The organism is Peteryoungia rhizophila, from assembly GCF_004912145.1.
In the GTDB taxonomy this organism is placed as follows: domain Bacteria; phylum Pseudomonadota; class Alphaproteobacteria; order Rhizobiales; family Rhizobiaceae; genus Allorhizobium; species Allorhizobium rhizophilum.
Map to the genome: position 1 here is coordinate 336335 of NZ_STGT01000003.1, position 16622 is coordinate 352956.

The 16622-nt window shown below is 61.4% G+C and carries 31 protein-coding genes; 23 read left to right on the top strand and 8 right to left on the bottom strand.

The features are described from left to right. Positions 1 to 30: 30 nt before the first annotated feature. The 4 genes from E9677_RS12625 to E9677_RS12640 are packed head-to-tail and all read right to left on the bottom strand — an operon-like array spanning position 31 to position 2469. On the bottom strand, positions 31 to 1512 hold the full coding sequence (locus E9677_RS12625) for a hypothetical protein (protein WP_136558455.1): 1482 nt from the start codon (positions 1510 to 1512) through the stop codon (positions 31 to 33). Continuing rightward, positions 1509 to 1754 (bottom strand): hypothetical protein, encoded by a 246-nt coding sequence (locus tag E9677_RS12630; protein ID WP_136558456.1) that lies wholly within the window; start codon positions 1752 to 1754, stop codon positions 1509 to 1511. Before E9677_RS12630 ends, E9677_RS12625 begins: the two co-directional genes overlap by 4 nt. Beyond that, positions 1751 to 2008 carry a hypothetical protein gene (locus tag E9677_RS12635; RefSeq protein WP_136558457.1) on the bottom strand — a complete coding sequence of 86 codons (258 nt, stop codon included), beginning with the start codon at positions 2006 to 2008 and terminating at the stop codon, positions 1751 to 1753. The genes E9677_RS12630 and E9677_RS12635 overlap by 4 nt, the downstream gene beginning before the upstream one ends. Then, positions 2005 to 2469 (bottom strand): phage regulatory CII family protein, encoded by a 465-nt coding sequence (locus E9677_RS12640; RefSeq protein WP_136558458.1) that lies wholly within the window; start codon positions 2467 to 2469, stop codon positions 2005 to 2007. The genes E9677_RS12635 and E9677_RS12640 overlap by 4 nt, the downstream gene beginning before the upstream one ends. A 438-nt stretch (positions 2470 to 2907) precedes the next feature. On the opposite strand from E9677_RS12640, the gene E9677_RS25180 reads away from it, so the two are divergent. Further along, complete coding sequence (locus tag E9677_RS25180) at positions 2908 to 3045, top strand: hypothetical protein (RefSeq protein ID WP_168801201.1); 138 nt, start codon at positions 2908 to 2910, stop codon at positions 3043 to 3045. An 11-nt stretch (positions 3046 to 3056) separates the two neighbouring features. On the opposite strand, the gene E9677_RS12645 is transcribed toward E9677_RS25180, so the two are convergent. Next, entirely contained in the window at positions 3057 to 3311 is a 255-nt protein-coding gene (locus E9677_RS12645; protein WP_205910138.1) for a hypothetical protein, read from the bottom strand. A 12-nt stretch (positions 3312 to 3323) separates the two neighbouring features. Between E9677_RS12645 and E9677_RS12650 the strand changes: the two genes are divergently transcribed. Continuing rightward, a complete protein-coding gene (locus tag E9677_RS12650; RefSeq protein WP_235882943.1) occupies positions 3324 to 4175 on the top strand; it encodes a S24 family peptidase in 852 nt (283 codons plus the stop codon). On the opposite strand, the gene E9677_RS12655 is transcribed toward E9677_RS12650, so the two are convergent. Further along, on the bottom strand, positions 4176 to 4664 hold the full coding sequence (locus E9677_RS12655) for a hypothetical protein (RefSeq protein ID WP_136558459.1): 489 nt from the start codon (positions 4662 to 4664) through the stop codon (positions 4176 to 4178). 233 nt (positions 4665 to 4897) lie between these two features. On the opposite strand from E9677_RS12655, the gene E9677_RS12660 reads away from it, so the two are divergent. The 19 genes from E9677_RS12660 to E9677_RS12745 all read left to right on the top strand — a co-directional run bounded on the left by E9677_RS12660 (position 4898) and on the right by E9677_RS12745 (position 13236). Next, positions 4898 to 5119: a hypothetical protein gene (locus E9677_RS12660; RefSeq protein ID WP_136558460.1), complete on the top strand. Its 222-nt coding sequence runs from the start codon at positions 4898 to 4900 to the stop codon at positions 5117 to 5119. Positions 5120 to 5121: 2 nt separating this feature from the next. Next, on the top strand, positions 5122 to 5529 hold the full coding sequence (locus E9677_RS12665) for a hypothetical protein (protein ID WP_136558461.1): 408 nt from the start codon (positions 5122 to 5124) through the stop codon (positions 5527 to 5529). A gap of 3 nt (positions 5530 to 5532) precedes the next feature. Then, entirely contained in the window at positions 5533 to 5673 is a 141-nt protein-coding gene (locus E9677_RS25185) for a hypothetical protein (protein WP_168801202.1), read from the top strand. Between the two features lie 9 nt (positions 5674 to 5682). After that, positions 5683 to 5865 (top strand): hypothetical protein, encoded by a 183-nt coding sequence (locus tag E9677_RS12670; protein WP_136558462.1) that lies wholly within the window; start codon positions 5683 to 5685, stop codon positions 5863 to 5865. Beyond that, positions 5862 to 6185 carry a hypothetical protein gene (locus E9677_RS12675; protein WP_136558463.1) on the top strand — a complete coding sequence of 108 codons (324 nt, stop codon included), beginning with the start codon at positions 5862 to 5864 and terminating at the stop codon, positions 6183 to 6185. Before E9677_RS12670 ends, E9677_RS12675 begins: the two co-directional genes overlap by 4 nt. Then, positions 6178 to 6765 (top strand): hypothetical protein, encoded by a 588-nt coding sequence (locus E9677_RS12680; RefSeq protein WP_136558464.1) that lies wholly within the window; start codon positions 6178 to 6180, stop codon positions 6763 to 6765. The genes E9677_RS12675 and E9677_RS12680 overlap by 8 nt, the downstream gene beginning before the upstream one ends. Beyond that, positions 6762 to 7343: a hypothetical protein gene (locus tag E9677_RS12685; protein WP_136558465.1), complete on the top strand. Its 582-nt coding sequence runs from the start codon at positions 6762 to 6764 to the stop codon at positions 7341 to 7343. The genes E9677_RS12680 and E9677_RS12685 overlap by 4 nt, the downstream gene beginning before the upstream one ends. Then, a complete protein-coding gene (locus E9677_RS12690; RefSeq protein WP_136558466.1) occupies positions 7340 to 8245 on the top strand; it encodes a hypothetical protein in 906 nt (301 codons plus the stop codon). The genes E9677_RS12685 and E9677_RS12690 overlap by 4 nt, the downstream gene beginning before the upstream one ends. Next, positions 8238 to 8432, top strand: coding sequence for a hypothetical protein (locus E9677_RS12695; protein WP_136558467.1), 195 nt, complete (start codon positions 8238 to 8240; stop codon positions 8430 to 8432). The genes E9677_RS12690 and E9677_RS12695 overlap by 8 nt, the downstream gene beginning before the upstream one ends. Further along, positions 8429 to 8971 (top strand): hypothetical protein, encoded by a 543-nt coding sequence (locus E9677_RS12700; RefSeq protein WP_136558468.1) that lies wholly within the window; start codon positions 8429 to 8431, stop codon positions 8969 to 8971. Before E9677_RS12695 ends, E9677_RS12700 begins: the two co-directional genes overlap by 4 nt. After that, complete coding sequence (locus E9677_RS12705) at positions 8971 to 9195, top strand: Lar family restriction alleviation protein (protein ID WP_136558469.1); 225 nt, start codon at positions 8971 to 8973, stop codon at positions 9193 to 9195. Before E9677_RS12700 ends, E9677_RS12705 begins: the two co-directional genes overlap by 1 nt. Continuing rightward, the gene (locus E9677_RS12710) at positions 9185 to 9739 is read left to right on the top strand and encodes a DUF1643 domain-containing protein (protein WP_136558470.1); all 555 of its coding nucleotides are present in this window, start codon (positions 9185 to 9187) and stop codon (positions 9737 to 9739) included. Before E9677_RS12705 ends, E9677_RS12710 begins: the two co-directional genes overlap by 11 nt. Then, complete coding sequence (locus E9677_RS12715; protein WP_136558471.1) at positions 9736 to 10164, top strand: hypothetical protein; 429 nt, start codon at positions 9736 to 9738, stop codon at positions 10162 to 10164. The genes E9677_RS12710 and E9677_RS12715 overlap by 4 nt, the downstream gene beginning before the upstream one ends. After that, positions 10157 to 10360 carry a hypothetical protein gene (locus E9677_RS12720; RefSeq protein WP_136558472.1) on the top strand — a complete coding sequence of 68 codons (204 nt, stop codon included), beginning with the start codon at positions 10157 to 10159 and terminating at the stop codon, positions 10358 to 10360. The genes E9677_RS12715 and E9677_RS12720 overlap by 8 nt, the downstream gene beginning before the upstream one ends. Continuing rightward, the gene (locus E9677_RS12725) at positions 10353 to 10580 is read left to right on the top strand and encodes a hypothetical protein (RefSeq protein WP_136558473.1); all 228 of its coding nucleotides are present in this window, start codon (positions 10353 to 10355) and stop codon (positions 10578 to 10580) included. Before E9677_RS12720 ends, E9677_RS12725 begins: the two co-directional genes overlap by 8 nt. Before the next feature lies 1 nt (position 10581). Beyond that, positions 10582 to 10818, top strand: a complete 237-nt coding sequence (locus E9677_RS12730) for a hypothetical protein (RefSeq protein WP_136558474.1) — start codon at positions 10582 to 10584, stop codon at positions 10816 to 10818. Beyond that, positions 10815 to 11081, top strand: coding sequence for a hypothetical protein (locus tag E9677_RS12735; protein WP_136558475.1), 267 nt, complete (start codon positions 10815 to 10817; stop codon positions 11079 to 11081). The genes E9677_RS12730 and E9677_RS12735 overlap by 4 nt, the downstream gene beginning before the upstream one ends. Further along, positions 11050 to 12123 carry a tyrosine-type recombinase/integrase gene (locus E9677_RS12740; protein WP_136558476.1) on the top strand — a complete coding sequence of 358 codons (1074 nt, stop codon included), beginning with the start codon at positions 11050 to 11052 and terminating at the stop codon, positions 12121 to 12123. The genes E9677_RS12735 and E9677_RS12740 overlap by 32 nt, the downstream gene beginning before the upstream one ends. Positions 12124 to 12195: 72 nt before the next feature. Further along, positions 12196 to 13236, top strand: coding sequence for a pentapeptide repeat-containing protein (locus tag E9677_RS12745; protein WP_136558477.1), 1041 nt, complete (start codon positions 12196 to 12198; stop codon positions 13234 to 13236). Positions 13237 to 13469: 233 nt separating this feature from the next. On the opposite strand, the gene E9677_RS12750 is transcribed toward E9677_RS12745, so the two are convergent. Both E9677_RS12750 and wrbA read right to left on the bottom strand, forming a co-directional pair. Then, positions 13470 to 13733 carry a PilZ domain-containing protein gene (locus E9677_RS12750; protein WP_136558478.1) on the bottom strand — a complete coding sequence of 88 codons (264 nt, stop codon included), beginning with the start codon at positions 13731 to 13733 and terminating at the stop codon, positions 13470 to 13472. A 166-nt stretch (positions 13734 to 13899) separates the two neighbouring features. Beyond that, positions 13900 to 14496, bottom strand: a complete 597-nt coding sequence (gene wrbA / locus E9677_RS12755; protein WP_136558479.1) for an NAD(P)H:quinone oxidoreductase — start codon at positions 14494 to 14496, stop codon at positions 13900 to 13902. Between the two features lie 187 nt (positions 14497 to 14683). Here wrbA and E9677_RS12760 point away from each other — a divergent pair, with 187 nt between their 5' ends. Both E9677_RS12760 and E9677_RS12765 read left to right on the top strand, forming a co-directional pair. Continuing rightward, positions 14684 to 15469: a competence/damage-inducible protein A gene (locus E9677_RS12760; RefSeq protein WP_136558480.1), complete on the top strand. Its 786-nt coding sequence runs from the start codon at positions 14684 to 14686 to the stop codon at positions 15467 to 15469. A 104-nt stretch (positions 15470 to 15573) separates the two neighbouring features. Further along, positions 15574 to 16416: a universal stress protein gene (locus tag E9677_RS12765; RefSeq protein WP_136558481.1), complete on the top strand. Its 843-nt coding sequence runs from the start codon at positions 15574 to 15576 to the stop codon at positions 16414 to 16416. Positions 16417 to 16622 lie beyond the last annotated feature (206 nt).

Here is a 16622-nt window from a genome sequence, read left to right on the forward strand (position 1 = left end):
GGGCCCGGTATATTCCTGATCTAATGCGGGTCATGCAGCTACTGCCTTTTCCACGTCCAGCGCATCGATCGCAACCGCGCCGGCGCAGGCCCTGAGTGCAGCCCAGCCATCACCGGTGATCCGCCAGACATCATCGAATTGCGCGATGTAGCCCCGCTCGCCGAATTCCGCGATCAGCGCATCGACAGTAGAGCTGCGCAGGCCCAGGCCGCGGCGCATCGAGGCGCTCGTGAAACCGTCCTGCTCTGCGATCCAGATCAGCGCCCGAACGCGCTCCTCGTCGACGCGCTCGTCGAGCGTCTTGCGTGGTGTCTCGCGGGTGAAGTCTTCGTCCGGGCGGATCTTGAGCGGAGAGACATGCCCGCCCTCGCCCGGCGGCAAGGGGTCGGCAGACTGCAAGGCTTGCCAGTCGATGCGGATAATTTCGGGATAACCCTCGTGGTCATAGCGCGTGCCGCCCAGCTCGCGCTCCCATACGAACCAGCCCGTGTTCATCTGGCTCGAAGCCTTGTTTCCCTCCCAGCCGTCGCGATGCATCATCGGCAGGCGGCGGGTGAAGACGTAGATCCGGCTCGGCGGGTTCTCATCCATGCAGAAGCAGCGATCCGGATCGTCGAAGCCGGCAAGGAAGTTCAGGTTGAGCAACATCGCCATCTTGCCCGGGCGAAACTCGCTCAGGGCATGGGCGATATAGGCGTTTGCGATCCCGTATGGTGGATTGGTGATGATGTCGGGGCTTGAGCGCATGCCTGCGGCAAAATCCTCGTCCGCGCGCATCTGCAGAAAATCACCGACCCCCTGGACTTCCCCGTCCTGCGTGCTGATGCCGCGCTCGACTGCGTCGGAGATCCGCACGTCGTACCCAGCCGCTTCCAGTGGCCGGAGGATAGCCCCTCGCCCCACGCTCGGCTCCCAGACATGGCTGACGAAACTTTCCAGCGCCAGCAGCGCCCGCACCGCCTCGATTGGCGTCTCGTATAGATCGTCGCCACGCTCGTCCTTCGTCGCGGTCTTGGTCCCAACCGCATGTCCCGCCGCCTTCTTCAGGCTCGCGCGGCTCGGCTCCAGCCCCTCAGAGAGACGCGCCTCGATGACGTCGTCGACGAACCCCGGATTGGCCTTTTCGGCGTTCCGCAGCTTGCGGGCCTGGTAGAGGTGGTCGCGATCGATGCCAACATCGACCAGGGTAAAACTGTCGTCGCCGTCGACGGTTTTTGGACGCCCGCCGCGCGAGATCGCACCCTTCTCCTGAGCCTCGTCGACAGCATCCGCCATGGCGCAATAGGATAGCGCCTCAATCCTAAGCGCATCTGCCTGCAGCCGCCTTGCCTTGTCGACGAGCGTACGGCTTGCCTTGACGCGCTCGGCATAGCCGCCTGCCGCCTTGGCCTGGTCATACGCGCCCGAGGCCAGCATCAGCGCCGCATGCGCATCACCGTCGGCGAGCAGCGCCTGCGCCCGCTTGATCGTGGTCACCAGTTCGGAGGATTCGAGAGTGGCGAGATCGTTCATGCCCCGCCCTGCCCCTTCGCCTGAATCGTCCAGAGTTCGGCACAGAGCTTGGAGCGGTCGCCGCAGGGTCGCTCCACCTCGATCTCCTCGCCGCGTGCGATGAAGACGGCACCGCAGGCGAAGATCGCCCGCGTCTCGTGCCATTGCGTCGGCAGCGTGTGTGCCTGGCGAGGCCCGTCACAGGCCGGGCATGTCTGCCGCGTCTGTATGTTTTCGATCAGGCAAACCAGCGTGCCGCTCATGGCCGGCCCCCCTCTGCCAGGATCTCCGCCCGCCGCTGCAGCCAGAGTGCCGCCAGTGCCTTTCCGCGCCGCCTTGCACGCGCACGCCGGTCGCGATTGCCGAAGAGGTCGCGTTGTCGCTCAATCACGCCGGTCACCCGGCCCTCGGTCATGCCGAGTTCCGCCGCGATGACGATCGTCTTTGCGCCCTCATCCCAAAGCCGTTTCAGTCTGGCAAAATCATCTTCGGTCCATCCGGCAGGCAGGCTGGTCATGCGCCGTCCCCGAGCTTGCCCTCGATGACGGCGATCTGCGCCTTGAGATCCGCCAGCTCGCGCATCAGGTCGCGCTTTTCGCGCGCATCGATCTTGCCGTCATCGAGCGCTTCGATCGCCAGCCGCGACACATCCCCGACCTCGGCATTGAGGGCCGAAATGTCGCGATGCGTCAGCCCCGCTTCCGGCTCCTCCGCCTCGTCGCGCACCAGACGATAGCCCTGCAACTTGGCCATCATTTCGGTGATGATCGGCGATCCGGCTTCGAGATCGGCCTCGACAGCGACGTCGATCGGCACGAAGGTTTCCATGTGCTCGTCGCCGGCCAGGCCATATTTCGACAGCTGCCCCTGACGAACGCGGGTCGCCTTCTGAAACTCTTCCGAGCCGCCGGCGCCATCGACCGATAGCCGCGTCGCAGCCTTCAGCTTCTTCAGGTCTCTCTCGGAAATAACGCGCACGAAATCGCTCCCCGGTTCGTCAAGGAATCAAAGGCAAAAAATCATTCGGTGATGGGACGCCGCGCAGCCCTTAAGGCTGCGCTACGAAACAACGCATGGAGGTCCGCATGACAGCGGTAACGAGACGGCAAGACGGGCGAGCGGCGCAACCGCGCAAACACGGCCCGCCCATCCGCCACAACCAGCCAGCGCGGGTACGGTCGCGCGGCTGGGATCTAAAAAAACAGGCGCGGGAAGTCCGGATGCCGAAAGGAGAAAGCATCCGGACCCCGGCCCGCCCTGCGCCGAACGGCGCATCTTCGATACCCTCCCAAGGGCGCATCGAACTGGAAGAGAAAGGCCCGGAGCAGCGACAGGCGCGCTCCGGGCAGGCGACGCACCGAGGTCAATCAGGCGCGTGGGGAAACGAGAAAAGCTGCTGCGGGTGTGGTTCGTCCGATGGCGGCGGCTGTCCACGCCCGCAACAGCCTTGCAGCCGACCTCTCCACGAAGCCGGACGGTTTCGCCTGCCAGGGCGCCATGGATTGGAAGGGGCATGGCCCCCAGGCAGGCGACGGGCAAATGCCCGAGGGGTGAGAGGCGGGCGCTCATTCGGCAGCCTCCTGATGAATAACGGGGCGGTCGATGCCCTGAGGCCAGCACAGTTCAGCCGGCCAATTGACGGCAAACCACACAACTACCTCGTCGTATTTCTTGACGGTGAAAGTCTTGCCCTCGCGAATCCGCGAGAAAAACCGACCATCTGCCGCGCAGAAGCGGCCGACGGTGGATTCGTTCAATTGGCAGGCAGCGCTGTAAGCGCCAACGAGCTGCAGCAGATGTGAAGCGAGAGCCTTTTCCATAAGCTTCTCATAATGGGAATTTTCCCATCTTTCAATGGGAAATTTCCGATTTCCCCACTCGATAGGATTTTTCCTACAATGTCACCTATGGCGACTCTGAAAGACATCGTAACTACAAGGCTTGAGCAACTGGACATTGGAGCTGTCGAGGCAGCAACCCAGGCCGGCATCGAGCGAACATTCATCCGCGACATCGTCGAGGGCCGGAAGAAATCCGTCCGAAGCGACAAGGTTGCGGAACTCGCGAGGGCACTCAGCCTTGATCCGGATGCGCTCGCGCGAAACGAGCTCCGCGTGGCCGGGCCGGAGACCCGCAAAAGTCTGGTCTCTTCATTCGACCCCGACGCAATGGTTGAACACGACGGATATCATGATGTAGCCTACTCGCGCGAAGGGTGGCAGCCTGCCATTGCAGGCGCTCTACCTGAACTGGATGGGCGCCTTGGCGCAGGCCAGGGCACCGTCGGTGAGATGATCAATCTGCCGGTACAGAATGGCGTCGTGTCGGGACATCGGATAGTGGCGGAATGGCTCATGCCGCAGAACTATCTCCGTGATGAAATCAAGGCCTCGCCCGGCCACACCATCATCATGGAGGTTATCGGAGACTCGATGACACCAACTTACCAGCCAGGCGATCGCGTCCTTATCGACCTGCAGCAGAACACCTTTGCCTCTGATACCGTCTACGCAATCAGCGACGGATTCTCCGAGCCACAGATCAAGAGGCTGCAGCGCGTTCCCTTTTCCAATCCGACGCAGGTCCGCATCATCTCCGACAATCCGGCGCTGGAGACATTTACGGCCGATCTGGAACAACTGACGATCATCGGCCGCATCTGCGGTCATATCGCTCGGAAGTAATCAGAAACAATAATCCAGCGCCTGCTCGGCTACTTTCGTCGAGCCGCGAAGCTTGAAAGCCTCGGCCTCGGCTTCGCCGATCTTGAGATAAAGCGCCTTCTTGCCTTCCCGCAGTTCGGTCAGCAGTCGGCGCGCTGAGTCGGCTTCCCGCTCCATATCCACGCCGATATTTCCGGTTCCAAGCATCGTTGTCGCACCAAAGCCAAGATGCTCTTCGCCCTCGTCGACGATCAGCCGAACCGTCACGACTTCCGCTGGCGGAGACGCTTGATCATAGGGAAACATGCTGGCACGGCGCAGAATGATCTTGCCGCTATCCTGTTCGCACATGATGAGAACGCCCGTTTCTCGGCTGTCCATTATGGCAATGACCAGCCGGCCTTTTTTGTCGAATGGATCGTCCTTGATGTCGACGCTCCATTGACCAAAGCCCGCGAACGCGGGGCCCGCAGCAAGCACCCCTGCCAGCAATCCCAAAATGCTTCTCATAGTCCCCTGCCCTGCCACTCGACGTTGTGCAGCACCAAGTTCGCACAATGGCGCAGTTCGCGTAAATGGGAAATTACCCATTATTCATGTTGACGGGTGGGAATAATCCCACTATTGATACGCTCATCCGCAGCACTCCTCCTCCCATCTGCGGATGACCGCAAGACCGTCGCCGGTGCCCACACCCCCAGGGCACCGGCGACGGCGGTCAGGCGGGAGGCCAGGAGGTCCCCATGATCGAGTTCGCAACGACTACCCCACCGCCTGCCCCGCGCCCCTCCTGCCGGCATATCGCCGTTGGCCGTTTGGCCGATATCATCTGCGAATTGCAGGGATCGGGCGAGCCGGTGACCGAGGAAGAACTGACCGCGCGCAACATCCCGCTGTCGATAGCGACCCGATACCGCGACCAGGCGCTCGAAGCCGCCCGCCGCAACTTCGTCAAGCAGGTGTGACCATGCGCGCACTCACCCTGCCCGCCATCACCCGCACCGACGACGTGAGCCTGCAGCGCCGCATGCACGCCGTCGAAGGCTCCATCTCCCTCGACGATTTCGAACCGACCCGACACGAGCCCCGCGACCCCTACGACTGGTCGCTCGCTCGCCCCGGCTCCGAATATCACATCGAGCCCGTGATCCAGCACCCACCGCCGGATCTTGATACGCATCTGGCCTATGCGCGCACGCCGCTCTCCATCCGGCTCGCCGCCTCGCGCCCGACGCGCACGGAGCATGCCCGCGCGACGATGATCGGCTTTGCGGCTGCCACCTTTCTGGCAGCGCTCGCCATCCTGACCATCACCGCCGCAGCCATCCGCCTGCCCGCCATCGAGCAGCAGCTCGCCGATGCAGCAAGGGTCTGAGCGATGAGCCGCCTCACCAAGCATTCCCGTCTCACCCGTGCGGCGGCCTTTGTCCTGATGCTGATCGGCTGCGGCTGCGTCTGGATGCTTGCCGCGATGGTGTTGATGTCGTCCGTCCAGCCGTCAAGCCATCCGCCATTCTGAGGGAAACCCATGCTCACCTTCAACGTCCATTTCACCCGCGTCGATGGCACGGCCGATAGCAAGCGGATCGACGCCGAAACGCCAAAGGACGCCGTCGCCGGCATCCTCGCGAATTTCCCCGGCGCAATCATCGGCAAGACTAAGCGCTGGAAGGCGCAGGCGGAAGCGCAGCAGATCGGCGGTGACGCATGAACTTTCGACCCTCGGTGATCGTCAACCTCGACGCCTACAGGCCCAAGCCCGTCGGCCAGCCCCAGCCTCATTTCGAGACCCTCGAAGCACTGCAAGAGGCGGAGCGCTTGGTAGGCCTAGCCAGCGACGACATCCAGGGCGGCATCTGCAACGCGGTATCAGGCGCGCGCAAGCTTGGTGGCCTGACCGATGGCCGCACCTTGTCTTTCGCCGTCCGTCTCTGCCTGAAGCTCATGCACTTGAGAACCCACCCGGCCGATTGCACGCTCAGGCTCGCGCTTGAGGAATGGCTGTATCAGAGAGGCAACGGCAATGGCTGACCGCCCCATCCTGTTCTCCGCCGTCATGGTCCGCGCATTGCTGGACGGCAGAAAGACGCAAACCCGGCGCATCCTAAAGCCTCAACCGACGCTCAACAGCGCGGGTCTTATGATCTGGGACCACGGCCGGGACTTCATACAGGGGACCCCGGCCGACGTCGCCGCCGGCCAGCTCATCAAGGCTGGCGATAGGCTCTGGGTCAGAGAGAGGACCCATATCGATGGGCGGCAGGCGAATTATGCAGCAGACTTTCACCCTGAGCATGACCTGTGCGGCCTGGGATATCGCCCCTCCATCCACATGCCGCGCTGGGCCAGCCGCCTGACCTTGACGGTTACCGAGGTTCGCGTCGAGCGCCTGCAGGAGATCATCGAGAATGATGCTGACGCTGAAGGATGGCCCGCGCCAGAAAACAGGGCCAAGTCCGGTGTAGCCGAAATTCGAGATGCCTACCCGATCGGCTGGTATGCTTGGCTTTGGGAAACTATCAACGGCCCCGGCGCTTGGGACGCGAACCCATGGGTCGTCGCCTACACCTTCACCGTCGAACGCAAGAACATCGACGAGGTGACGGCTTGAACCAGCACACCCGCCGACCTGAGCAAGATCCACCGCCGCGCCGCCTGACGGATTCGGAAAAGGGTCTCGTCGCTTTGGCGGGCGACCTGGTGCCGCTTTTGCCCCCGGCTTGGACGCACTTCTACAATGCCGAGGAACAGCGCCGCGAGATCTACATCGAGGGCGACACCGGCCCCATGGCGAGGCCGCTAGCGATCCTCACCGACGACGCCGGCTATGCCGACATCGAGTTCCTGATCAGAGGCGCACAGATGCTCCATGCCTTGGTCGCCGCCGGCCGTCGGCAGAGGTGGATCATCTACCAGCTGGAAGCCGAGATCCGCCGCCTGAAGGGCGAGCCGGATCCGGACGCGAAGAAGTTCAGCCACGTTCAGCAATGCGGCACCTACTGCGGCCGCGCCGATTTCCAGCAATGGCTGCGCGATATCCACGGCGCCGACATAGCCGACGCCAACCGCATCGCGACCCACGTCCGCAACATGCTGCGGGTGAAAAGCCGCGCCGAACTGGACGAAAACCCGGAAGCCGCCGCCCGCTGGCAGAGCCTTCTGAAGAGCTTCAAGGAGAGAGCAAGATGACCGAACTGCTGAAATGCCCGATCTGCGACAAGCCTTTGCTGCCGGACGATCTCTGCGCTTCGGACATCGAGATGGGCGCTTGCCACGCCGAGTGCCTGGAAGGATCACCCGTCGTTGACCTGGATACCGGCGAGGAAATGCCCGGCAGCAAGGCCGACACCTTCCGCGCCCGCGCGATCATGGAGCCCGGGCGCCAGCAGCGTGACAAGTTTGAATCCGCAGTCGTGAAGTGCCTGCACAAAAGCGGCTTTCTTGAAGTCGAGATCCGCACGGAATGCCTAGCGCGCGTTGGCCAAGGATACCAGGACGAGGTCATCAACGCTGGCTGGCACTACTGGAACGAGGCTCTATGGCAGAACATCCCGCTCGTCGATCCCGTCCTCGGTCGCAGCCCAGACGGCCTGGACTTTGCCACGCCCGACGAGGTCTTTGACAAGGGACCGGAAGCCGTCCGGGAGTGGCAGGAGGCTCGTGGCCGAAAGCCAGAGACCCCACCACCCTCATCACATGTGGCGGCGCTCGACGCGCACTCGCAAAGCCTCTTGGCAGCGCAGAAAAACGTCATCGACGGCCTTAAGGCAGAGAACGATCGGCTGCGGAAGATGCTCGCTGGCTGCGATTGGTATTGGCCGGAGGACGATACATCGTCGAATGCATGCGCGGACGGGCCCTGGCAGATCGCCGAGAACCACGACGTGAAGCCGGGTGAAGTGTTTGGCTATTCGCGCGGCGGCGTGGTGGAAACTCGCTACTACGGCTTCCTCGAAGCGGCGGAAGACTCCGACAGCGACGATCAGTTTGAAGCTGACGAGCCGACACGGGAGGCGGCAGAGGCGAAGATTGCCGCCGAGGTCGAACGCCGCGCCGCCCTCGCCACCACGGAGGGCTCGACCGATGACTGACGGACCACGGCAAAACGAGCGCCTGCTATCGATGGAAGAACGGACCTATGACGTGGCCCTGTTCTCTGGCGACAAGGGCATGTGGACGATCTTCGAGATCGTGAAGCGACCGGTGGCACAGGCCCCGAGCGAAGGGGCTGCCAAGCGCATCATCAAAGCCCTGATGTCTGAAGGGAAAAAGCCATGACCGAGTTTCAGAGACGCCTTGAGGCGAACATCCGCGAGAGCCTGCGCTTTGCAGTCGGCGAGGTCCAGGAGGATGCCGTGGCCAACATGGTGGCCGGCGTGAATGCCGTGCTCGATCATCCGAGCGCACCAGCGCCCGAGAAACATGTGGCATGCCCATGCACGCTGATCGAGCAGGACGAGGATTGCCCCGTTGGCTATCCGTCGATGCTGTGCGGCGTTTGTAAGGGCACCGGCAACACGACTTCGGAACAGGTCACCGCGCTCGCCTGCGAGATGATCAAGATTGCCGGCGACACGGGCGGGCCGGAAGATCCGTTCGCCGCATGGGAAAGCATCGATTTATTGAAGAGCCAGCACGAGAAGATGCGGAAGGCGCTACAGCCATTCGCGAAATTTTCCAGCGTCCTGAGCGCTACGCAGCAACATCGGATGTTCTTGCAGTTGCTTGTTTGCCCCGTCGGTGATGGTCACCCTGACGACTACGGCCAGCACATAGAAGCGGCTCGCGCCGCCCTCGCCACCACGGAGGGCAAGTGATGGCTACCATGCAGAAGCTGAAGCCGTGCCCGAAGTGCGGCGAAACTGATCTCCCCATCTACAAATACGAGCACGGGTGGCAGCACGTCGAATGCGACGAGTGCCAGTACCTCGGACCAGGCGCTGGCAGCCGGATCGACGCGGCTCGCCAACACAATGCAGGCTACGAGGCCGCGAAGGCTTCGTATGCCGCCACCACGGAGGGCTCGGGCAATGAACGTTGATCTATTCCAAAACGCCGTCCTCGACGCGCCGTTCATGCTGAAAGAGGCGGTGATTTCAGACTGCACCTTTTATCGCTACGAGCTGCGCCGGATCTGGGACACCGGCAAGCCGATGCTGGTCGTTTGCATGCTCAATCCCAGCACCGCCGACAGTTCGATCAATGACCCAACGGTTCTTACGCTCATCCATTTCGGCAAGCTTTGGGGTTACGGTGGTCTGCTAATCGTCAACCTCTACGCCTTCAGGTCATCCAGCCCCGCCGAGATGTTCTCCAAGGGCGCGGATGCTATCGGCCCCATGAACGAGAAGTACACGTTCGCGGCGGTCAAATACGCCAAGGAGAACGGCGGCAAGCTGCTCGCAGCCTGGGGAAACGGCGGCCACGAAAAGGCAATGTTCTTCGCCGAGCGCGTCAACTGCGCCGGCGTCGAACTGATATGCCTTGGCAATACCCAGAGCGGCGCACCTAAGCATCCCTTGGCGCGCGGTAAGCACCGCATTCCACGCGATCAGATGCCGATCGTCTGGAGGGCTGCAGCATGACCGATAACCGCAAGACACGTACCTACGGTGAACCCATGCCGCTCCACAGCCAGCGGGCCACCTATGACGGCTTCCGATCCGTGCGCCTTCTCAATGACGATATTGGGCTGGCCACGACGACCTACTCCTACAAGCTCAGTTACGACGAGGTCGAGGAAGCAGCCGAACGCATAGCCTTGATGTGGAATCTGCATCTTGGCGAGAGCGTCGAAGAACTGCGCCATCGCTATCTCGACACCCCATCGCCCCAACCGAATGTGGCGACACTTGAAAAGGCGCTGAAAGACGCGAGAGCGCTGCTATCCGCTGACTATGGCACAGACGGTCGCGTTGTCGGAGTTAGCCATGAGATGGACGGCCTGCGCCGTATGGTCGGCATTCTGGACGCCGCCCTCGCCACCACGGAGGGCAAGGACAATGGCTGATCACGGCACAGGACCAGTTAAGGTGACGGTGTCGGACCCGGAAACCGGCAAGGTCTTCGAAGAGAAGATCGTCAGCAACGATTACGTCATCATCTGCAACGGACGCCGCTACCTCAAGTCCGTTCAGGTCATGGGAAAGACCCACATGCTCGCCGTCGCGTGGGAAAAGGCAACGGAGGGATCGACCGATGGCTGACATTCTTGATCAGATCCGGTCGGCTTTTGATGGCGAGGACACCCCGAGAAAAAACCTCGCGCTGCGCAAAGCCCACGATGAAATTGAACTGCTTCGGGTGGCGTTGGTTCGCTACGGCGACCGACTTCGGATGAGCACGGTTGAGCCTATGGCTCTCCAGCAGGCGATTGACGCAGCATTCGAGAGCACCCCATCGCCCCAACCGAGGGAGGTGGGGTGAGATGACTGCAGCTCACGTCGATAAGCTGGTCGCAACCGAAGCCTGTCCCTGCTGCCGAGCCCCGGGGTTCGACCTCGTCTCGCGGCACGGTGTGACCCACTACGCCCGCGCCGACTTCGAATGCGGCGCGAGCTTTTTGAAAGCAAATGACCGTATCGCAGTCGGCAACCCATGCCTCGACGCCTCCCGCCTCGCGGTGCATCTCATGAACCTCGAAGTGGAAGGAAAGGCGCGATGACCGCCACCGACATGCCCTATTGGCCCGCCGCGATGAACCGCAAGATGGCAGCTGCCTATTGCGGCATCTGCGTCGACACCTTTGATGCCGTCTGCCCGGTCAAGCCGCTGCGCTACACCGATTCCGCGCGCGGCGAGCGGTATCTTCGCCAACGCCTCGACGAATGGATGCTCTCGCTTGATCCGAACAAGCAGGATAATATGCCCCGTCGGAAATTCGGGGATCGACTGAATGGTGGTGAAGGTGAAGCTCGAAGGGCTTAACATTGTCCGCGCGCGCGGCCGCTTCTACGTCTATATCCGTGGCACCAAGGAGAAGCTTCTCGGCGGCTTCGACGGCACGCGCGACGAGCTGATGAAGCGCCTGGCGATGCCCGACATGATCGCGCTGTATAACGCCCGCCGTATCCGCGACCTGACCCGTATCTACCCCGAGGGCACGCTGGGCTCGATCGTGCAATGGTACGAGACCGACTGCCCGAAATATCAGACGCTGTCAGAGGCGACGAAGAAGAGCTATTCCTCCGCTTTCAAATACCTGAAGCCGGAATTCGACTACCCGGTCAACGAAATCACCCAGGCCGACATTTACGACATCCGCGATCGCTGCGCCCGGGAGAAGTGGCCGCGCTTCGCCGACAACATGGTCGCCGCTCTCTCCTCGATGTTCAGCCAGGCCGCGCGCCGCGGGAAGATCGCAATGAACCCGGCCAAGGGCCTCGACAAGGCTCACAAGGCCTCGAAACAGGCCAACCGGGAATGGATGGCCGACGAGGTCAAGGCCGCGATCGACGCCGCCCCTGACCATATCAAGCGAATCCTCTATCTCGCCCGCTATGCCGGCTTCCGGGGTCAGACGATCGCGACGCTCACTTGGCGCGAATATCAGGACGACGCGTCCTATGGGAAATGCTTCCGCACCGTCACCCGCAAGAACGGCGAGATCCTCTGGGTGCCGGCGGCGATCGAGCTGCAGGATTACCTGAAGGCCTGCCCCAGGTCGGCGCTGCACATCGCAACGAAGGCGAGCGGCCAGCCATGGGACAATGAAGTCCAGATGCAGACCGAGGTCAGCCACTTCCTGCGCAAGCTTGAGAAGGATGGATTGATCGGCGCCAAGACGACGCTCCACGGCCTGCGAGTGACCTACGCCGCCGACCTCCGGAGATCCGGCGCCGACGCCGGTCAGGTCGCCGCCGCCCTCGGCGATAAGTCCGAGCGCATGGGCGCGCACTACACCCGCCACGTCGAGAACGAGGCAAAAGTTATTCAGGCGTTCAAGGGTAAGAAAAACGGCAGCGCTTGATTCGTGAAAATGCCATTGCGTTTCTGATCGAGATACTGAACCATCTGGTCCTGACAAACAACAGGACCACCCATGATCCCGATTCTACCTAAAATGAATTGGCTTTCCAAGTTCCGTGAATTCGTTTTTGTTGTCGATATAGTCGCAATACCGATAGGTGTTGTAGCGATTATTCAATCAAGTGCCGCTATCAACCTCCAAGTCCAGTCTAACGAAGATCAGCGAGTGGCAGCGGCATGGTCTCAGGTTGCGAACCGTGCGACCGGCAATTCGGGAAAAGGCGAAGCCTTGAACTTGCTCTTCGAGAGAGGTGAGAAGCTCTCGGGCCTGCTCATCGATTGCGAATCCATGGGTGGGAGATATGTAGACGATCCCGTCCGTAGGTGTAAGGGAGCGCCCTACATCGACGGCCTGCGGCTAGTTGCTAGCGATACCCAGATATCGGTCGACGATATCCATTCACGTCTCAACAGTATATCGTTGAACCCTGACCTTTGCGACACGGGCCGCCTAGACATCATCGACGCGGACTTTTCTGGAGCAACCCTTGCTTCGAGCGTTATCTACTGCGCCATGATGATAGATGTGACGATGAAGGATACTTGGTTTTCTGAAACGATCATCGCGAACAGCTGGTTGTACAATGCCGATATTTCCGGAGCAAAGGACTTTATACTGGCGGGAAACCGTTACGACGGGCTTGTGGCCGAGGGAGCGGTGTTCACTGAAACAGACTTCAAGGAAACTCAGGCAGCAGGAATAAACTTCTCAAACGCCAAATTTGATAAGGTAAATTTTCGCGGAATGGAGGGTGGGGATTATAACGTAAGTGGTGCACACTTCTGCTTCTCCAGCAACACGGCGTACCCCCCGTCAGAAGAACACTGCGTTGTGGACCTTCCGGAATCTGTTCTGAAAGAGATGTGGGCTTGGAGCGACATGCCTCCGATCGGTATAGGCGCAATTAACGAGAAACTAGCGATGATCAAACGGTGCCCTGCGGAACTGCGAACTGCAACTTTCGGCAAAGAATACGCAGACTACGGGTTTGTGTATGATCGCGGCTATAAGGCCCCGGATGCATGTGCAGCCGATAATCAATCAGACGGATAGAGGGCGGGACCGGAGCAGATGTTTTGCAAAATTGATCTTTTCCGGTCGTTCTAAGATGCTTCAGCGAAAGCTGTTTGCTCAAAAAACGAAGATATTTCAAAAGGTTATGTGGATTTTAAGTCTCTTGCGTCTACCAGTTTCGCCACGTCCGCGCGGGCCTTGTTTCGGCCAGTTCGGCGGACGCGTCAAGGGCGGGGAGCGCCGTCCAAGCCCTGCCCCGTGTCATCGATCACTCAACTCGCGATGGCGTCGAGGAATTCCACGCCGAGCTCGCGCTCACGTCGCCATTTGACCGCGCAGTCATGCGTCGTGCCGTCTTCCAGCCGCAGGCGAAAGCTTGCGGGGATGTCGATTGTCGATTCGAAGGTCACCTTGGCGCCAACCGGCGAGAGATTGCGAATCATGCAGTCGAAGGTCGAGTGGCCGCCGGCGAGAATGGCGCGGCCGGCCTTGAGTGCCCGCGTGCGGGGCTGGCGACGGCGTTCTTCCTGGTCCATGGCTTGCATTCCTTTCAGTCCTTGCAACCGAAAGCATGCGCCCGAAGGCTGAAGGGACACTTGCAGGAACAGATCGCATTTTAACGATCGAGCCCAGGAGAGAACAGCCGAGACGAAAAAGGCGGAGCTTGCGCCCCGCCCTTGACGATCGTCAATTCTGTAGTGCTCAGACGAGCTTGGCAGCAAGCTTTGCCACATGGGCGCCCTGGTAGCGGGCACCTTCGAGTTCGATCTCGGAGGGCTGACGCGAGCCGTCGCCGTCGGTGATCGTCGAGGCGCCGTAGGGCGAGTTGCCCATGACTTCGCTCACACCCATCTGGCCCTGGAAAGCGTAAGGCAGGCCGGCATAGAGCATGCCGTGATGCAGGAAGGTCGGGATGAAGCCCATGATGGTGGTTTCCTGGCCGCCATGCTGGGTCGCGGTCGAGGTGAACATCGAGCCGAGCTTGCCGGTCAGCTTGCCCTGCGCCCAGAGGCCGCCGGTCTGATCCCAGAAATTACGCATCTGCGAGGCAACCGTGCCGTAACGCGTGCCGGCGCCGACGATGATCGCATCATACTGGTCGAGTTCGGCAGGCGAAGCGATTTCGGCCTTCTGGTCCATCTTGTAGTAGGAGGCCTTGGCGACTTCCTCGGAAACCAGTTCCGGAACACGCTTGACGGTGACCTCGGCGCCGGCGGACTTTGCGCCTTCGGCAACGGCATAGGCCATGGTTTCAATGTGACCGTAAGCAGAATAGTAGAGAACCAGTACCTTGGCCATGTCGTATCTCCCTTTGGAACATGCGGCCCCGCCGCACTGATTGATGACCCCCATGTAGCGCATTCCGCGTCGGGAACCAGTCAAGCCTGTGGGAACGCAGTGTTCAATCAATGATGGCCTTTACTTCTCTTCGCGGACACAAAACGGTAATCTCTCCACGCGCCTGCCCCATTCCATAGGATTTTCCATGACCTCCACGATCAAGACCGCCGCGATGCTCGCCATCGGCGACGAACTCCTGTCCGGCCGGACCAAGGACAAGAATATCGGCCATCTCGCGGATCTGCTGACGGTGGCCGGCATCGATCTGAAGGAGGTCCGGATCGTCGCCGACGAAGAGGATGCGATCGTCGAGGCGCTGAATGCTCTGAGGACGAAGTATGATTACGTCTTCACGTCAGGCGGCATCGGCCCGACACATGACGACATCACCGCCGATGCCGTCTCCAAGGCCTTCGGCGTTCCCTGCCTGCACGACCCTGACGCCATGAAGCTGCTCGGTGACATGTATGCCGGACGCGGGCTGGAATTCACCGAGGCCCGCCAGCGGATGGCGCGCATGCCGGAAGGCAGCCGCCATATTCCGAACCCGGTCTCGACCGCCCCCGGCTTCATCATCGGCAATGTGCATGTCATGGCCGGCGTGCCGCAGGTCTTCCAGGCGATGATGGCACATGTGATCGAAACTCTGCCGGCCGGCCAGCGGGTCCTGTCGCGCTCCATCCCCTGCCCCTTCGGCGAAGGCGATATCGGAACGCCGCTCGGCGCGATCCAGAAGGCGCATCCGCAGACCTCGATCGGCTCTTATCCGCATTTCGACGGCATTCGTTTTTCGACTGAACTCATCGTCCGCGCCCGCGACCAGGTAGTCGTCGATGCGGCAGCGGCCGATGTCGAGGCGATGATCGCGGCCCTGCGTTCGGAAAAGGATGCGGCCGCAAAGCGCGACCTCGGCACCGGCGAAGTCGCCTAGCCGTCAACGTGTTCCGACTTGACTGAGGTCAAGGCGGAACATCGTACCGGAACACATAGTTATCTCATGCGGACGATGAATAAGGGCCGCGAGAGGAGACGACCATGGGTTACCGGACAGTTCTTTCCATATTGGACACCCCGAAAACCACGCGCCAGGTGACGGATTTCACCGTCGCCATCGCCAACCAGTTCCAGGCGCATGTGATCGGCGCCCATGCGGAGGCCGTCGCCATGGTGCCGCTCGTGGCCCCGATGGAGATCCCCGATCCCGCAACAGTCCAGGCCTTGCAGGACATGGCGCATCAGGAGACCGAAAGCGTGGAAAAGATCTTTCGCGAGATCGGCACCCGCGAGGGGCTCTCCCATGAGTGGCGCAGCTTCGTCACATCCTCGGGCTTCAACTCGGCCTCGCTGATCGACAGCGCCCGCAGCGTCGATCTGGTCATCGCCGCCCAAGGCGAAACCGGCATGCTGTCGGAGACCCGCTCGGAGCTCGAAAGCTTTCTGTTCGAAAGCGGACGCCCGGTGCTGCTGATCCCGCATATCCTGAAAGACCCTAAGCCGATCCGCCGGGTTTTGGTCGCCTGGAACGGTTCGCGCGAGGCGGCCCGCGCCACCTTCGATGCGCTACCCTTCCTCAAAGCCGCCGAGATGGTCGAAATCTTCACCGTCGATGCGAGCGACAATGCCGGTCAGAGCGCGCCGATGGCGGGTGCCGAGATCGCCGCCTCGCTTGCCCGGCACGGCATCAAGGTCACGCTGACCGCGTCGGAAAAGACCGGTCTCGATCCGGCGATCGCGATCGAAAACCGGCTGTCGGACAGCTCCATCGATCTCCTGGTCATGGGCGCCTATGGCAACAAGCGCTGGTGGGAAATGCTGTTCGGCGGAGTCACCCGCACGCTGCTCGATTCGATGACGGCGCTGACGCTGCTCTCGCGCTGATTGACAGGGCGACCAGCGAGGGAACACAGGCCTTGCCAGAGGCTTCGGATTCCCGCTAATAGCAACGGCCAAAGACTGGAGCCCTCCAGGGGACGAGCTTCGCGCGGTATCTGCCGCGCGAAACGCGTTTCGGGACCCGCGAAAAGGCGGCCCGCCGCAAGGGATCCGGTCCATGGCGCCGCATACCGGCGCGGACGACATATCCA

What these genes read in the sequence shown, in the direction of transcription:
- E9677_RS12665 (WP_136558461.1), top strand. Translation starts at nt 5,122, where the DNA reads ATGCGCGCACTCACCCTGCCCGCCATCACCCGCACCGACGACGTGAGC.
- E9677_RS12760 (WP_136558480.1), top strand. Translation starts at nt 14,684, where the DNA reads ATGACCTCCACGATCAAGACCGCCGCGATGCTCGCCATCGGCGACGAA.
- E9677_RS12635 (WP_136558457.1), bottom strand. Translation starts at nt 2,008, where the DNA reads ATGACCAGCCTGCCTGCCGGATGGACCGAAGATGATTTTGCCAGACTG.
- E9677_RS12655 (WP_136558459.1), bottom strand. Translation starts at nt 4,664, where the DNA reads ATGAGAAGCATTTTGGGATTGCTGGCAGGGGTGCTTGCTGCGGGCCCC.
- E9677_RS12700 (WP_136558468.1), top strand. Translation starts at nt 8,429, where the DNA reads ATGACCGAGTTTCAGAGACGCCTTGAGGCGAACATCCGCGAGAGCCTG.
- E9677_RS12650 (WP_235882943.1), top strand. Translation starts at nt 3,324, where the DNA reads ATGGGAATTTTCCCATCTTTCAATGGGAAATTTCCGATTTCCCCACTC.
- E9677_RS12710 (WP_136558470.1), top strand. Translation starts at nt 9,185, where the DNA reads ATGAACGTTGATCTATTCCAAAACGCCGTCCTCGACGCGCCGTTCATG.
- E9677_RS12660 (WP_136558460.1), top strand. Translation starts at nt 4,898, where the DNA reads ATGATCGAGTTCGCAACGACTACCCCACCGCCTGCCCCGCGCCCCTCC.
- E9677_RS12720 (WP_136558472.1), top strand. Translation starts at nt 10,157, where the DNA reads ATGGCTGATCACGGCACAGGACCAGTTAAGGTGACGGTGTCGGACCCG.
- E9677_RS12630 (WP_136558456.1), bottom strand. Translation starts at nt 1,754, where the DNA reads ATGAGCGGCACGCTGGTTTGCCTGATCGAAAACATACAGACGCGGCAG.
- E9677_RS12735 (WP_136558475.1), top strand. Translation starts at nt 10,815, where the DNA reads ATGACCGCCACCGACATGCCCTATTGGCCCGCCGCGATGAACCGCAAG.
- E9677_RS12715 (WP_136558471.1), top strand. Translation starts at nt 9,736, where the DNA reads ATGACCGATAACCGCAAGACACGTACCTACGGTGAACCCATGCCGCTC.
- E9677_RS12750 (WP_136558478.1), bottom strand. Translation starts at nt 13,733, where the DNA reads ATGGACCAGGAAGAACGCCGTCGCCAGCCCCGCACGCGGGCACTCAAG.
- E9677_RS12740 (WP_136558476.1), top strand. Translation starts at nt 11,050, where the DNA reads ATGGTGGTGAAGGTGAAGCTCGAAGGGCTTAACATTGTCCGCGCGCGC.
- E9677_RS12680 (WP_136558464.1), top strand. Translation starts at nt 6,178, where the DNA reads ATGGCTGACCGCCCCATCCTGTTCTCCGCCGTCATGGTCCGCGCATTG.
- E9677_RS12765 (WP_136558481.1), top strand. Translation starts at nt 15,574, where the DNA reads ATGGGTTACCGGACAGTTCTTTCCATATTGGACACCCCGAAAACCACG.
- E9677_RS12725 (WP_136558473.1), top strand. Translation starts at nt 10,353, where the DNA reads ATGGCTGACATTCTTGATCAGATCCGGTCGGCTTTTGATGGCGAGGAC.
- E9677_RS12745 (WP_136558477.1), top strand. Translation starts at nt 12,196, where the DNA reads ATGATCCCGATTCTACCTAAAATGAATTGGCTTTCCAAGTTCCGTGAA.
- E9677_RS12690 (WP_136558466.1), top strand. Translation starts at nt 7,340, where the DNA reads ATGACCGAACTGCTGAAATGCCCGATCTGCGACAAGCCTTTGCTGCCG.
- E9677_RS12730 (WP_136558474.1), top strand. Translation starts at nt 10,582, where the DNA reads ATGACTGCAGCTCACGTCGATAAGCTGGTCGCAACCGAAGCCTGTCCC.
- E9677_RS12705 (WP_136558469.1), top strand. Translation starts at nt 8,971, where the DNA reads ATGGCTACCATGCAGAAGCTGAAGCCGTGCCCGAAGTGCGGCGAAACT.
- E9677_RS12675 (WP_136558463.1), top strand. Translation starts at nt 5,862, where the DNA reads ATGAACTTTCGACCCTCGGTGATCGTCAACCTCGACGCCTACAGGCCC.
- E9677_RS12645 (WP_205910138.1), bottom strand. Translation starts at nt 3,311, where the DNA reads ATGGAAAAGGCTCTCGCTTCACATCTGCTGCAGCTCGTTGGCGCTTAC.
- E9677_RS12695 (WP_136558467.1), top strand. Translation starts at nt 8,238, where the DNA reads ATGACTGACGGACCACGGCAAAACGAGCGCCTGCTATCGATGGAAGAA.
- E9677_RS12670 (WP_136558462.1), top strand. Translation starts at nt 5,683, where the DNA reads ATGCTCACCTTCAACGTCCATTTCACCCGCGTCGATGGCACGGCCGAT.
- E9677_RS25185 (WP_168801202.1), top strand. Translation starts at nt 5,533, where the DNA reads ATGAGCCGCCTCACCAAGCATTCCCGTCTCACCCGTGCGGCGGCCTTT.
- E9677_RS25180 (WP_168801201.1), top strand. Translation starts at nt 2,908, where the DNA reads ATGGCGGCGGCTGTCCACGCCCGCAACAGCCTTGCAGCCGACCTCTCC.
- wrbA (WP_136558479.1), bottom strand. Translation starts at nt 14,496, where the DNA reads ATGGCCAAGGTACTGGTTCTCTACTATTCTGCTTACGGTCACATTGAA.
- E9677_RS12625 (WP_136558455.1), bottom strand. Translation starts at nt 1,512, where the DNA reads ATGAACGATCTCGCCACTCTCGAATCCTCCGAACTGGTGACCACGATC.